The 13862-nt window shown below is 67.5% G+C and carries 9 protein-coding genes, 1 tRNA gene and 1 pseudogene; 7 read left to right on the top strand and 4 right to left on the bottom strand.

The window, feature by feature from the left end:
• Positions 1–594: esterase-like activity of phytase family protein (locus AC27KI_RS01755; protein ID WP_487112278.1), on the top strand; the 594-nt coding region annotated here is incomplete at its 5' end.
• Positions 591–1874, top strand: a complete 1284-nt coding sequence (locus AC27KI_RS01750) for an AraC family ligand binding domain-containing protein (protein WP_487112276.1) — start codon at positions 591–593, stop codon at positions 1872–1874. The genes AC27KI_RS01755 and AC27KI_RS01750, both read left to right, overlap by 4 nt.
• Before the next feature lie 41 nt (positions 1875–1915).
• On the opposite strand, the gene fumC is transcribed toward AC27KI_RS01750, so the two are convergent.
• On the bottom strand, positions 1916–3301 hold the full coding sequence (fumC, locus tag AC27KI_RS01745) for a class II fumarate hydratase (protein WP_487089626.1): 1386 nt from the start codon (positions 3299–3301) through the stop codon (positions 1916–1918).
• A 187-nt stretch (positions 3302–3488) separates the two neighbouring features.
• Here fumC and AC27KI_RS01740 point away from each other — a divergent pair, with 187 nt between their 5' ends.
• The 3 genes and pseudogenes from AC27KI_RS01740 (at position 3489) to murI (ending at position 8396) form a co-directional block, all read left to right on the top strand.
• Positions 3489–5708, top strand: a complete 2220-nt coding sequence (locus AC27KI_RS01740; RefSeq protein ID WP_487089625.1) for a putative bifunctional diguanylate cyclase/phosphodiesterase — start codon at positions 3489–3491, stop codon at positions 5706–5708.
• Between the two features lie 73 nt (positions 5709–5781).
• Positions 5782–7336: pseudogene (locus tag AC27KI_RS01735) on the top strand (fumarate hydratase).
• Between the two features lie 130 nt (positions 7337–7466).
• Complete coding sequence (gene murI, locus AC27KI_RS01730; protein WP_487089624.1) at positions 7467–8396, top strand: glutamate racemase; 930 nt, start codon at positions 7467–7469, stop codon at positions 8394–8396.
• 46 nt (positions 8397–8442) lie between these two features.
• On the opposite strand, the gene AC27KI_RS01725 is transcribed toward murI, so the two are convergent.
• From AC27KI_RS01725 to AC27KI_RS01715, 3 genes are all read right to left on the bottom strand, one after another.
• Positions 8443–8997 carry a M48 metallopeptidase family protein gene (locus tag AC27KI_RS01725; RefSeq protein ID WP_284428902.1) on the bottom strand — a complete coding sequence of 185 codons (555 nt, stop codon included), beginning with the start codon at positions 8995–8997 and terminating at the stop codon, positions 8443–8445.
• A 28-nt stretch (positions 8998–9025) separates the two neighbouring features.
• Positions 9026–9658 (bottom strand): DUF6806 family protein, encoded by a 633-nt coding sequence (locus tag AC27KI_RS01720; RefSeq protein WP_272564201.1) that lies wholly within the window; start codon positions 9656–9658, stop codon positions 9026–9028.
• A gap of 13 nt (positions 9659–9671) precedes the next feature.
• Positions 9672–9763 (bottom strand) — tRNA-Leu (locus AC27KI_RS01715).
• 382 nt (positions 9764–10145) lie between these two features.
• Between AC27KI_RS01715 and AC27KI_RS01710 the strand changes: the two genes are divergently transcribed.
• Both AC27KI_RS01710 and AC27KI_RS01705 read left to right on the top strand, forming a co-directional pair.
• Positions 10146–11750 carry a hypothetical protein gene (locus AC27KI_RS01710; protein WP_487112274.1) on the top strand — a complete coding sequence of 535 codons (1605 nt, stop codon included), beginning with the start codon at positions 10146–10148 and terminating at the stop codon, positions 11748–11750.
• Positions 11751–11845: 95 nt separating this feature from the next.
• The gene (locus tag AC27KI_RS01705) at positions 11846–13675 is read left to right on the top strand and encodes an ATP-binding response regulator (protein ID WP_487112272.1); all 1830 of its coding nucleotides are present in this window, start codon (positions 11846–11848) and stop codon (positions 13673–13675) included.
• The last annotated feature ends 187 nt before the right edge of the window (positions 13676–13862 follow it).

Raw genomic sequence — 13862 nt, 5'->3', positions numbered from 1 at the left:
CGGGACGGCCGCACGGCCTGGCTGGCCATGGAAACAGCCTGGGTCCAGGACGGCCCGCGCCCCACGCCCGAGGCCCCGGGCGGGCCGCTGCGCATCACGGCGATGGACGTGGCGAGCGGCCGGCCATTGCGGCAGATCGCCTATGTGCCGGACGCGGTGCCGCACGCCCGGCGCATCCCGTGGGGCCCGCAATTGAACGGGGTGAGCGAGGTGCTCGCGGACGGGCCGCACCACCTGCTGGTGCTGGAGCGCAGCTACAGCGCGGGGGCGGGCTTTTCCGCGCGGCTGTACCGCATCGACACGCGCGCGGGCAGTGACACGCTCGCGCTGGAAGCGCTGGAAGCGCTGGATGCCCAGGGCGCGCACGGCAACCACACCGCCGTGCCGAAGACGCTGGTGGCCGACCTGGACCACCTGGGCGCGGGCCCGCTGGACAACCTGGAGGGCATGGCCTGGGGCCCGCCGCTGGCCGGGGGCGGGCGGGTGATCGTGTTCGTGAGCGACGACAACTTCAACCCCGCGCAGGCCACGCAGTTCATCGCGGTGGAATACCGGGGCCCGGCGGCGGTGCCGTCGGCAATGCCAGCGCCATGACCGCCAACGGGCTGCCCACGCGCCGGGATTGGGTGGTGCAGGCGGGCGACGCGGACCGCATGCCCTGCATCGAGGCGTACTTCCAGGGCCACGGGTATGCGCCGCACCGGCACGACACGTATGCCCTCGGCCGCACGCTGGCGGGCGTGCAGAGTTTTCGCTACCAGCGCGCGGGCCGCCACAGCCTGCCGGGGCAGAGCATCGTGCTGCACCCCGATGAGCTGCACGACGGCCATGCCGGCACGGGCGACGGCTTTCGCTACCGCCAGCCCGACGGCCAATGGCTGACCGACCCGGACGAGATCACCCGCATCCAGCGCCTGGCCATCCCGCCCGCCTATACCGAGGTGTGGATCTGCCCGCTGCCCAACGGCCACCTGCAGGCCACGGGGCTGGATGCGCGCGGCCGGCGCCAGTACCGCTACCACGCCGACTGGCGCCTGCAGCGCGACGAGGCCAAGTTCGAACGCATGCAGGCCTTCGGCCGCGCCCTGCCCCGCATCCGCGCCCGGGTGGCGCGCGACCTGCGGGCCAAGTCGGGCCCCACCCTGTCCCGCGAGCGGGTGCTCGCCACGCTGGTGCGCCTGCTGGACACCACCTACCTGCGCGTGGGCAACGAGGAATACGCCAGCACCAACCGCTCCTACGGCCTGACCACCTTGCGCACCCGCCATGCGGCGCTGCGCGGCAACCAACTACAGCTGCGGTTTCGCGGCAAGAGCGGCGTGCAACAGGAGGCCACGCTCGACGACCCGCGCGTGGCCCGCGTGGTGCGCCGCTGCCAGCAGCTGCCGGGCCAGGAACTGTTCCAGTACGAGGGAGAGGACGGCGCGCTGCATGCCGTCGATTCGGGCGACGTGAACGACTACCTGCGCGAGATCACCGGCACGCAGGAGGGCGAGCACTTCACCGCCAAGGACTTCCGCACCTGGCACGGCACCGTGCAGGCGCTGGAGCTGACGCGGCTGGCCTGCTCGCCCCAGCCCGGCGCGCCCGCGGTGACGGCCAAGCACATCCTGATCGAAGTGGCGCGGCAGCTGGGCAACACGCCGGCCGTGTGCAAGAAGTCGTACGTGCACCCCTCGGTGCTGGCGCTGGGATCGCGGCTCACTTCCGACGCCGGGCCAGACATGCAGGTGCTGTGGGAGCGCATCGGCGGCACGAACACGCCGCGCGCGCTGCAGGCCGCCGAGCGCCGGCTGCTGGCGTTCCTGCGGCACCAGGACCGGCCGGTGCGCGCCCCGCGCGCGCGTAAGCGCGCGCGCAAGACTACGCACTGAGCCGGCGGGCGACGGGGCGCTGGCGCCTTTTCAGTGCCCGCTCAGCGGCCGACCATGTTCCCCGGAACGACCCATTGGTCGAACTGCTCGCCGGTGACGTGGCCCGAAGCCACGGCCGCCTCGCGCAGGCTGGTGCCTTCCTTGTGCGCCTTCTTGGCGATGAAGGCGGCCTTGTCGTAGCCGATGTGCGTGTTGAGCGCGGTCACCAGCATCAGCGAGCGGTCCACCAACTCGGTGATGCGGTCGCGGTTGGGCTCGATGCCCACGGCGCAGTGGTCGTTGAAGCTCACCATGCCATCGGCCAGCAGGCGCACGCTCTGCAGGAAGTTGTGGGCCACCATGGGGCGGAACACGTTCAGCTCGAAATTGCCCGAGGCACCGCCGAAGTTGATGGCCACGTCGTTGCCGAACACCTGGGCGGCCAGCATGGTCACCGCCTCGCTCTGCGTGGGGTTGACCTTGCCCGGCATGATGGACGAGCCGGGCTCGTTCTCGGGAATGCTCAGCTCGCCGATGCCGCTGCGCGGGCCGCTCGCCAGCCAGCGCACGTCGTTGGCGATCTTCATCAGGCTGGCGGCCAGGGTCTTGAGCGCGCCGTGCGCATGCACCAGCGCATCGACCGAGGCCAGGGCCTCGAACTTGTTGGGCGCCGTGACGAACGGCAGCCCGGTCAGGCGCGCCAGCTCGGCGGCGGCCTGCTCGGCGTAGCCCTTGGGGGCGTTCAGGCCGGTGCCCACGGCGGTGCCGCCCAGGGCCAGTTCGCACAGGTGCGGCAGCGCGGCGCGCACGTGGCGCTCACCGTGATCGAGCTGCGCCACGTAGCCCGAGAACTCCTGGCCCAGCGTGAGCGGGGTGGCGTCCTGCAGGTGGGTGCGGCCGATCTTCACGATGCCGTCGAAGTCCTCGGCCTTTTTCGCCAGCGTGGCGCGCAGCTTGGCCAGGGCGGGCAGCAGCCGGTGCGTGAGCGCCTCCACCGCGGCCACGTGCATGGCGGTGGGAAACACGTCGTTGCTCGACTGGCTGCGGTTCACATCGTCGTTGGGGTGCACCAGGCGGGCCTCGCCGCGCTCGCCGCCCAGGATCTCGCTGGCGCGGTTGGCCAGCACCTCGTTGACGTTCATGTTGGTCTGCGTGCCCGAGCCCGTCTGCCAGACCACGAGCGGGAACTCGCCCGGATGCCGGCCGGCGATCACCTCGTCGGCCGCGGCCACGATGGCGTCGGTCTTCTTCGCGTCCTGCAGGCCCAGCGCCTGGTTGACCACGGCCGAGGCGCGCTTAACCTGCGCCAGGGCCCGGATGATCTCGCGCGGCTGCTGCTCGCCGGAGATGTCGAAGTTCTGCAGCGATCGCTGCGTCTGCGCGCCCCAGAGCTGATGGGCCGGCACCTCGATGGGGCCGAAGGTGTCGCGTTCGATGCGGGAGGTCATGTCTGGCGGGTCCGGTGGTGAAGAAACGAAAGGCGCACAAGGGTGCGCATCGTCCAAAAGCATAACGCGAAACAAAACCATTCTCATCGGTGGGGACCGCGTGGCGCAGAGACCCTCCCGGCCCCCGGGAGAGCCTGCGGTGGATACACTTGGACACCTTTGGCGCCCCACTGCCGCCGCACCTTCCATGCCCTCCCCGCTCGCCCCACCGCTGACCGGCTTCCTGCCGTCGCACCACGATCCCCTGGTGGTCGCAGCGTCGTTCGCCGTGGCGGTGCTGGCCTCGTACGTCACGCTCAACCTGGCACGCCGCGTGCGCACCTCCCACAGCCGCATCGGACTGGCCTGGTGGGCCGCGGGTTCGCTGGTGATGGGCACGGGCATCTGGTCCATGCATTTCCTGGGCATGCTGGCGTTCGAACTGCCCATCGCCCTGGGCTTCACCCCCGCGATCACCGCCCTGTCCTGGCTGGCCGCCGTGGCGGCATCGGCCGTCGCGCTGGGCCTGGCCAGCATGGAGCGCGTGCGGCATCGGCACCTGGCCGTCGGGGCGCTCGCCATGGGCGCGGGCATCAGCGCGATGCACTACATCGGCATGCGCGCCATGCACCTGTCCATCGGCATCGTGTGGAACGGCTTCTATGTCGCCCTGTCGGTGGCCGTGGCGGTGCTGGCCTCGGCCACGGCACTCTACCTGTTCCAGGCCCTGCGGGGCATGCATGGCCACCGGCGCAGGATGTTCCAGGCCGCGGCATCGCTGGTGATGGCGCTGGCCATCTGCGGCATGCACTACATCGGCATGGCCGCCGCCCAGTTCCCGCAGGGCACCGTGTGCCTGAGCGCCGATTCGCTGGGCGGCTCGGGGCTGGCCGCCATGGTGGCGATCTTCACGCTGCTGCTGATGCTCAGCACGCTGTTCATCTCCATCCTCGATGCGCGGCTGCAGAACGTCGCGCGCCGGCTCACCCAGTCGCTCCAGGACAGCAACGCCAAGCTGCAGCAGGCCAATGCCGAGCTGCAAAAGCGCGCGTTCGCCGATGCGCTCACCGGCCTGCCCAACCGCCTGCTGTTCGAAGACCGGCTCGCCCATGCGCTGCTGCGCCTGGAGCGCACCAACCACCACCGCGTGCTGGACCGCCTGGCCGTGCTGTTCGTGGACCTGGACGGCTTCAAGCCCATCAACGACTCCTTCGGCCATGCCGCAGGCGACGCCATCCTGTCGGAAGCCGCCCAGCGCCTGCGCGCCGAAGCGCGCGAAAGCGACACGGTGGCCCGCGTGGGCGGCGACGAGTTCCTGCTGCTGCTGGAAGACGTGGGCAACACGGCCGACTGCATTGTGGTGGCCAACCGCATCCTGGCAGCGCTCGCCCTGCCCTTCCATGTGGCGGGCCGGCAGGTGCAGATCGGCTGCTCCATCGGCGTGGTGCTGCACCCCGACCACGGCGACCGCGACAAGCTGGTCGCCAATGCCGATGCCGCCATGTATGCCGCCAAGCGCGCGGGCGGCAACGGCTACGCCATGTTCGAACCCCACATGGGCTCCGACGCGTCCGACCAGTTGGAGCTGCAGAACGACCTGCGCCACGCCCTGTCGCGCGGCGAGCTCGCCCTGCACTACCAGCCCAAGATCGACGGCAAGCGCGGCCGCATCAACGGCGTGGAAGCCCTGCTGCGCTGGCACCACCCGAAGCGCGGCATGGTGAGCCCGCTGGTGTTCATCGGCCTGGCCGAGCGCTTCGGGCTGATCGGCCAGCTGGGCGCCTGGGTCATCGAAGAGGCGTGCCGGCAGATGGCCGACTGGGCGCGCAGCGGCCTGCGCATGCGCGTGGCGATCAACCTGTCGGTGCACCAGCTGCGCGAAAGCGGGCTGGCCGAGCGCATCGAGCACGCCCTGCAGTTCCATGGCCTGGATTCCTCGCAACTGCTGTGCGAGATCACCGAATCGGTGGCCATGGAAGACACCAAGGCCACGCAGCGCACCTTCGAAGGCCTGGCGCGCATCGGCGTGTTCCTGTCCATCGACGACTTCGGCACCGGCTACTCGAGCCTGAATTACCTGCGCCAGCTGCCGGCCCAGCAGCTCAAGATCGACCGCAGCTTCGTGAACGACCTCGAACACGAAGAAGACGCCCGCGCCGTGGTCGATGCCGTGGTGCGGCTGGCCCACGCCCTGGGCCTGCGCGTGGTGGCCGAGGGCGTGGAAACCAGCGGCCAGCGCGACATCCTGCTGGCCATGCGTTGCGACGAGCTGCAGGGCTTTTTCTACGCCCGCCCCATGCCGGCGGACGTGCTGCTAGCCTGGGCCCAGGGCGACAAGCCGGAAGGCTCGGCGGATTTCGCGCCCTCCGTGATCGGCGGGCTCGAGGCGCTCGAAAGCCTGCCGTTCGACGCCGCCCCCCGCGGCTGACCGCCGCCAGCGCCGTCCGGAGCGGGCGGCGATAATTGCGCGGTTCGTTCTTTCCCCAAAAACACACCCCACCATGACCACGACCATCCGGTACCACGACCTCGTGGAGTCCGTTGCTGCGTCCCTGCAGTACATCAGCTACTACCACCCCGCCGACTTCATCGCCCACCTGGCGCGCGCCTACGAGCGCGAGCAGAGCCCGGCGGCCAAGGACGCGATGGCGCAGATCCTCACCAACAGCAAGATGAGCGCCACCGGCCAGCGCCCCATCTGCCAGGACACCGGCATCGTCAACGTGTTCCTGAAGATCGGCATGGACGTGCGCTGGGAAGGCTTTCCCGGCGGCCTGGAAGACGCCATCAACGAAGGCGTGCGCCGCGGCTACAACCACCCCGACAACACGCTGCGCGCCAGCGTCGTGGCCGACCCGCAGTTCGCCCGCAAGAACACCAAGGACAACACGCCCGCGGTGATCTTCACGCAGATCGTTCCGGGCGACACCGTGGACATCACCGTCGCGGCCAAGGGCGGCGGCAGCGAGAACAAGTCCAAGATGGTCATGATGAACCCCAGCGACAACCTGGTGGACTGGGTGCTCAAGACCGTGCCCACGATGGGCGCCGGCTGGTGCCCGCCCGGCATGCTGGGCATCGGCATCGGCGGCACGGCGGAAAAAGCCGTGCTGCTGGCCAAGGAAAGCCTGATGGACGACCTGAACATGTACGAGTTGCAGGCCAAGGCCGCGCGCGGCGAAAAAGCTCGACCAGGTCGAGGAACTGCGCCTGGAGCTGTACGAGAAGGTCAACGCCCTGGGCATCGGCGCGCAGGGCCTGGGCGGCCTGAGCACCGTGCTGGACATCAAGGTCAAGATGTACCCCACGCACGCGGCCTCCAAGCCCGTGGCGATGATCCCCAACTGCGCCGCCACGCGCCACGCGCACTTCGTGCTGGACGGCTCCGGCCCCGCCTATCTGGAGGCGCCTTCGCTCGACCTGTGGCCCAAGATCGACTGGGCGCCCGACTACAACAAGAGCCGCCGCGTCAACCTGGACACCCTCACCAAGGAAGAAGTGGCGAGCTGGAAGCCGGGCGACACGCTACTGCTCAACGGCAAGATGCTCACCGGCCGCGATGCCGCGCACAAGCGCATCCAGGACATGCTGGCCAAGGGCGAGAAGCTGCCCGTGGATTTCACCAACCGCGTCATCTACTACGTGGGCCCCGTGGACCCGGTCAAGGACGAGGCCGTGGGCCCCGCCGGCCCGACCACCGCCACGCGCATGGACAAGTTCACCGAGATGATGCTAGCCGAAACGGGCCTGATCTCGATGATCGGCAAGTCCGAGCGCGGCCCGGTCGCCATCGAAGCCATCAAGAAGCACCAGAGCGCCTACCTGATGGCCGTGGGCGGCGCCGCCTACCTGGTCAGCAAGGCCATCAAGGAAGCCAAGGTCGTCGGCTTTGCCGATCTGGGCATGGAAGCCATCTACGAGTTCACCGTGGTGGACATGCCCGTGACCGTGGCCGTGGACGCCGGCGGCACCAGCGCCCACATCACCGGCCCGGCCGAATGGCAAAAGCGCATCGCCACGGGCGAGTTCAAGTCCATCGACCTCGTCGCCGCTTGAACGCCCTCTCCGGCCATGGCGGCGGCTCCAGGCGTGGCTTGGTGGCGGCCCTCGGCCGCGGGTCGGCCCGGCAGCCGCTGGGGCCGCCGGAGTTGTCTGATTTTTCCGTTCACATCGCACCAAGGCACGCATGACGCCCACCTCGCAGCAACGCCCCATCGGTGTGTTCGACAGCGGCATCGGCGGCCTGAGCGTGCTGCGCGCGCTACAGGCCGAACTGCCGCACGAGCGCTTCGTCTACCTGGCGGACAGTGGTCACGCGCCCTACGGCGAGCGGGGCGACGCCTATGTCGCCGCGCGCACCCACGCCATCACCCGCTACCTGCAGGCGGTGCACGGCATCAAGGCCCTGGTGGTCGCCTGCAACACGGCCACCGCCGCCGCCATTCACGAGGTCCGGACCCAATGCCCGGACCTGCCCCTCGTCGGCCTGGAGCCGGCCATCAAGCCCGCGGTGGCGCTCAGCCAGACCGGGCGCATCGGCGTCATCGGCACACGGGGCACGCTCACCAGCGGCAAGTTCGCGTTGCTGCTGGGGTCGCTGCAATCGCAGGCCGAATTCGTGGTGCAGCCCTGCGACGGGCTGGCCTACGCCATCGAACGCAGCACTGAACATGCGGTGCCTGAAGCCGCCGAATCCTCCGAGGTGCGCGAACTGTGCACGCGCTACATCGCCGCCATGGGTGCGTTCGGCACCACGGCAGGCCACATCGACACCCTGGTGCTGGGCTGCACCCACTATGTGTTCGCCGACGAGGAGTTGCGCGCCCTCATCGGCCCGGCGGTGCGCCTGGTGGACACCGGCGAGCCGGTTGCCAGGCAAACCCGCCGCCTGCTGCAGGCGACCGGCCTCCTGGCGGACCCGGGCGACGAGATCCCCGCCGCATGCGACCGCATGCAACTGATCACCACGGGCTCGCTGCCGCCCCTGCAGGCCGCAGCACAGCGCTGGCTGCAGCTACCGGCCCGATGCTGCAGCACGGCCACCGTGCCGGCGGACGGTGCAGGTGCAGGTGAAGCTGCAATGGTTCATGAAGCCAATCGGGCTCCGGCGCAATAAAGCTCCCGGCGTCTAGCTACAAAAACAATAGCATACGCAAAGGCCATCAGACGCCCCAGAGGCGCTCACCCGCATGCTCAATGTGGGTCAGATACAACCGCGTATCGAACTCATACTGGTGGTAGCGGGGCTCCATGTGCTCGCACAACTGGTAGAAGGCCTTGTCGTGGTCCTTCTCGCGCAAGTGGGCCAGTTCGTGCACGACGATCATGCGCAGAAACTCTTCCGGTGCCTGCTTGAACATGGAGGCGATGCGGATCTCGTGCCGCGCCGTCAGGCGCCCGCCCTGCACGCGCGCCGACGAGGTGTGCAGCCCCAGCGCGTGCCGCACCACATGGATCTTGCTGTCGAACACCACTTTCTGCACCGTATCGGCCTTGCGCAGATGCTGCGCCTTCAGGTCGGCGGCGTATTGGTACAGTGCCTTGTCGGTGCGCACGGCATGCGCCTGGGGATAGCGCCGCTGCAGCAGGGCCGCCAGGCCCCCTTCGGCGATGAGCGTGCGCACCTGATCCTGCAAGGCATCCGGGTACGCACGAAGGTAAGGCAGTTCGATCGCCATCGGCCCTGACCCGCTGGCCGCCTCTGGATGAGAGGCCATTGGATCGTTCGGAAAAACGGGGGTGTTCTCAGTGCAGATGGCGGGGACGGCGCCCGCCACTGCCGCCATGGCCACCACCGGAACCGCCACTGCCGCGTGGCGGCTTGCCGATCTCCAGCGAGTTCACCAGGGCATCGAAACGCTGCGAGAACAGCTTGTCGATCTCGGCCACCACGCCGCCCAGCTCGGCGCCATCGAAGTGGCGCTCCATCATGTTCACGACATCCTGAACGAGCAGATCGCGCTGCACCTGCATGATGGCCGCGGGGGTTGGCCCCACGAACAGCATGAGGAAGTCGTCACGCGCTTCGGTGCCGTCATCCTCTTCGTCCTCGTCGAAGTCGGTGTCATAGAACGTAACCTCGATGGCCGCGCCCTGCTCCGACAACTCGTTGAGGCTCATGCACATCTCGTCGAGCGACTGGCGGAAGTCCTCGTCACCGCGCACCGTCCAGCAGATCTGCAGGGTGTGCTCCTTGGCGTCGAACTGGATGCCGGGCTCTTCCTCATAGGCGCTCGCCGCACCATCGGCCAAGGAACGGGCCCCGGCGTACTTCCAGAGCGGCTTCAAGGCCTCTTGCAACTGGTCGAACCCCGTATCGGCCCGCAACTGCACCTGGCCGTGGACATGGATTTCAAAGGGAGCGTTGTAACTTGACATGATCGAATCGTAGTGGTGCCCCGAGCCGGGGTCGAACCGGCACGCCCCTTTTCAGGAAGCGGCGGATTTTAAGTCCGCAGTGTCTACCAATTTCACCATCGGGGCGCCGGCTGCGCGGTGCGCACCTTGCATTCAAGCGTAACCCGGGCCACGCAGGTGCGCAACGCTGCCAATGCGGATCGGCCAATCCAAAGAGCAACCGACTCGCGCAATAGAAAAGGGAAGCCGAAGCTTCCCTTGCAAAACGGAGCGGGAAACGAATGCTCGCTTCCGACTCAACTTCTTGATGCACAAGAGGTTTTTCGGACACCCCTCGGGCAGAAAACCCAGATTATGTCCTACTTTTTCGGGTGTGGCCAAGTTCCAAGCCCACGCGTAACCTGTAACCTCCAGTGCAATTCACCCCACCACGGAGGGATAGGCAATACGGAATCGACGTGTTCCAGTGCTGCTTCCTCAAATTCTTCGCTCTTCCAAAGGGTTTCACATGCACAACGCACCAACGAACCGCCCATTCACCTCGGCCTTCATCCTGACGGGTTTGATGGCTGCCTGTGCTTCACCGGCCTGGGCGCAGACGGCAGAGCCCGAGCCTGGCATGTGGAGTTTCGACGGCGAATTGGATGGCCGACCAGGCCGCAGCCTGCACATCGATACGCAGTACGGCCGATCCATGGCCGTCTCCTATCTCGGCTATCGCGCGGATGGATCGTCTTTCTTCCTGCAAGCGGGAGGTGCGCGCCCGGGAGGATCTTCGAGCTTCAACGGCACCTTGCGCGAATTCCGCAATGGTCCGGTCATCGGCGCAGGTGTCGGCCAAGGCGAGGAGGCGGCCACAGCAGGCCCGGTGCAGGTTGTCTTCGACACCCCCACCTCGGGCACAGTCACGCTGCCGGGTGACACTCCGCGGCGCATTTCACGTTACCGTTACGAGGACCCTACCGAGCGGCTCACACGCTTTCCGATCGGCGTGCGATCTTATGCAGCCGTCGCTGCAGCCCAGAACGATCCGTTGGAGCTGTCTTTGAAATTACAGGGCGGGCAGTTCGCCATGGAGACGATCAATCCACAGTCAGGTCCGGGTTTCCCCCGTTGCAGCTATGCGGGTACGTCCCAGCCCGCAGGCTCTGGCGTTTCGTCCGATGGCACGTTCACCTGCACCACGGAAGCGGAGGGCACTACGACGGGCACCTACCGTGCCGAGCATTTCGTGATGCAGGCGGATGGCCTTTTCACTGGAACGCTGTGGCGCAACGGTGAGCGTTCCGAACTGTTCGGTGGGTGTCTGGGAGGCGCCGTCCTGATCGGCTGGCCCTCCCTTTGCGACTTCGGTCGAAACGGCGTCAAGACCGAGCCGGAACCCGGCATCTGGGGCTTCGAGGGTGAGGTGGACGGCAGACCGGGCCGCAGCCTGCAGATCGACACACAGCAAGGCAAGGCGATGGTCGTGACCTATGTCGGCTACCGGCCGGATGGTTCCTCGCTCTTTCTGCAAGCCGGCGGTGTGCGCGCTGATGGACAGACGGCTTTCTCTGGCGACCTGCGCGAGTTTCGCAACGGCCCCGTACTCGGTGGCGCCCAAGGTCACGGCGAGGAAGCGGCCGACCTCGGGCAGATGCGCATCGATTTCGATTCTGCAACGACGGGAACGGTGACCCTGCCGGGCGACACCCCTCGCCGAATCGCGCGGTTCCAGTACGAGAACCACACGGCACGCTTCAATCAAAACTATCGGATCCGGAACATTGGCGGCACCAGCGTGACGGGGTATCCCGCCGTGCTGTCGTTTTCCGCGCGCGACGGCCAGTTCCGGTTGAATTACGGGTTTAGCGGCTCCCACAGCTGCTTATACACAGGCACCTACCGCATCGCGGGCCGAGGCATCGAAAGCTCGGGCACCTATTCCTGCGACAACGGGCAGCCCGTCGCCTACAACAATTATCGCTTCGAAGTGGACTCCAAAGGCCATCTGATAACCAACACGACTCCCGGTCGGCCGGGCGATATCGGCATTTGCGTCCGTTTCGATATCACGGCGCCCGGCTTGCAACGTCCCTGCAGCAGCGCGGAACTGAACACCTTGGCACCCTGAACCTCGTGCCCCCTGGGCGCGCGCGCACGCCATGCGAGGCGCGTGCGATGCCCCACCATGGACACCGTATCGACTATCGTGCAGTCCTATCGTAGATGCTGATCGCACCCGACAGCCGCTGTCCCGACGCGTGGCACACCGAGCCCGCTGCCGAAGACCAAACATCCAACGCAGCGCTCGACCTGGCAGTAAGGCGGCGCCTGCTTCAATCGTTCGCATCGCGTGGCGGGGCCTCGGAGATTCCTGCGCTCGTCATCCCGGGCGTACTGACATGGCTGCTTGCGCGCAGCGGAGCACCATCCGGCCAGATGCTCTTGTGGTGGGGGGCATTCCTCGCCTTCGCGGGCCTGCTGTTGGTCCTGCAGTGGCGCTTCCGCCGCGACGCCGCGCGGCCCGATGCTGAGGTGGTGCCTCGCTGGGAACGGATCTTCCAGGTGCTGGCAGTGGCGGACGGTTTGCTCTGGGTCGTGCCCATCGCACTCACACAGGGAGCACCCCAGGATTTCCGGCTCCTGGTGTACCTCGTCATGTGTGCGGTGATCGCCTCCGGCACGACTTTCCTCGCGCCCCAGCCCCGCGTTTTCTTTCCGTTTTTCGTGGCGACGTACGGTCCGATCCTGGCCGCCGTGACATGGTATTTCCCCGAGCGCTGGCAGGCCATGCTCGCGCTGGTGGCTCTCTTTGGCGGCGTGATCTTGCGACATGCCTGGGGGTCGCGCCGATTCGTCGTGCAGCAGGTGGAAATGGAGCGCCAGCGGTTGCAGCTCGCAGAACGTTACCGAGCGGCCAAGGAGGAAGCGGAGCGCGCGCTGGAGGAAAAGAACCGGTTCTATGCCACGGCCAGCCATGACCTGCGCCAGCCACTGCACGCATTGGGCCTGCTGATGGAGACGGCGATTCAGCGCAATACCGATGCGCAGCTCGTGCCGGTGCTCGACGGCATCCAAGATTGCGCCCGGTCCCTCTCCTTCATGTTCGATGCGTTGCTCGACCTGTCGCGCCTGGAATCGGGTACCTACGAAGTTCGGCGCGAGCCCGTGGCGCTGACCACCGTATTCGGCGACGTGGCGACGGTGTTCGGTCCGGATGCGCAGCGGCGGGGGCTGCGACTGCGGTTCGGCCTGCCACGCCGCCGACTGCCCACCGTGCACACCGATGGCACGCTACTGCGGCAGATGATTTTCAACCTCGTTCAGAACGCGCTGCGCTACACCTCGAGCGGCGGCATGCTGGTCGGGATTCGCGCGCGCGGTACGCAATGGCGGATCGAAGTTCGCGACACAGGCCCTGGCGTGCCGCTGGAGGACCAGCATCGCCTCTATGCCCCGTTCTATCGCGGCGGCGCCCGCTGGACGCAGGAGGTGGCCGGCCATGGCCTGGGCCTCTCGGTGGTGGCGCGCTCGGCCCGACTGATCGGTGCCACCTATGGCTTTCAGTCGACGCCGGGCCGGGGGTCGTGCTTCTGGCTCTCGCTCGACGCGGCGCCGGAGGCCCTGCCGCAGGATGGCAAGTCGCCGGGCGATGTGTCATGGCAGGAGCGGATGGGTTCCTTGTCGGGACGCTGCCTGCTGGTCGAAGACGATCCGCAGGTGGCGACGGCGGTGGCCGCCCTTTTGCGCTCCTGGGGGCTGGAGGTTGACCTGGCAGCCACGGCACAGCAAGCACTGCAGATCGTGGACGCGGGCCCCTTGCCGCCAGGGGCCGTTCTGTGTGATCAGCGCCTTGCCGGTGGCCAGAGTGGCTTCGAGCTGCTGCAGGAGTTGCTGCGGCGGTGCCCTGCAGCGCGTGGCGCGCTCGTGAGCGGCGAGCACCAATCGGCCGCGCTGGCACAGGCAGAGGAAGAAGGCTACCTCGTTTTCCGTAAGCCCCTCTCACCCGCGCAGTTGCATGCGGTCCTGGCCCGCTGGTTCACGGCCTCCGGTTGATGCCCTGCAGCACGGTTCACCCGTCATTGGGGGCGATGGACATCACAGCTGGCAGCTTCAAGACATACCTCTGAGTGCTGACGTCACATTCAAGCGTTACGAGGCCCTTCAATGCGCTGACCTGAAGTTGGTGGATCACCCGCCGCGCATACCACCGATGATTCGCGCCAACATCCAGGCACGAAAG

Source organism: Acidovorax sp. KPB24-03, from assembly GCF_057546605.1.
This window is presented reverse-complemented; position numbering and strand designations above follow the sequence as displayed.

Coding starts and splice junctions, on each gene's coding strand:
- AC27KI_RS01750 (WP_487112276.1), top strand. CDS start 591: ATGACCGCCAACGGGCTGCCCACGCGCCGGGATTGGGTGGTGCAGGCG.
- fumC (WP_487089626.1), bottom strand. CDS start 3,301: ATGACCTCCCGCATCGAACGCGACACCTTCGGCCCCATCGAGGTGCCG.
- AC27KI_RS01740 (WP_487089625.1), top strand. CDS start 3,489: ATGCCCTCCCCGCTCGCCCCACCGCTGACCGGCTTCCTGCCGTCGCAC.
- murI (WP_487089624.1), top strand. CDS start 7,467: ATGACGCCCACCTCGCAGCAACGCCCCATCGGTGTGTTCGACAGCGGC.
- AC27KI_RS01725 (WP_284428902.1), bottom strand. CDS start 8,997: ATGGCCTCTCATCCAGAGGCGGCCAGCGGGTCAGGGCCGATGGCGATC.
- AC27KI_RS01720 (WP_272564201.1), bottom strand. CDS start 9,658: ATGTCAAGTTACAACGCTCCCTTTGAAATCCATGTCCACGGCCAGGTG.
- AC27KI_RS01710 (WP_487112274.1), top strand. CDS start 10,146: ATGCACAACGCACCAACGAACCGCCCATTCACCTCGGCCTTCATCCTG.
- AC27KI_RS01705 (WP_487112272.1), top strand. CDS start 11,846: ATGCTGATCGCACCCGACAGCCGCTGTCCCGACGCGTGGCACACCGAG.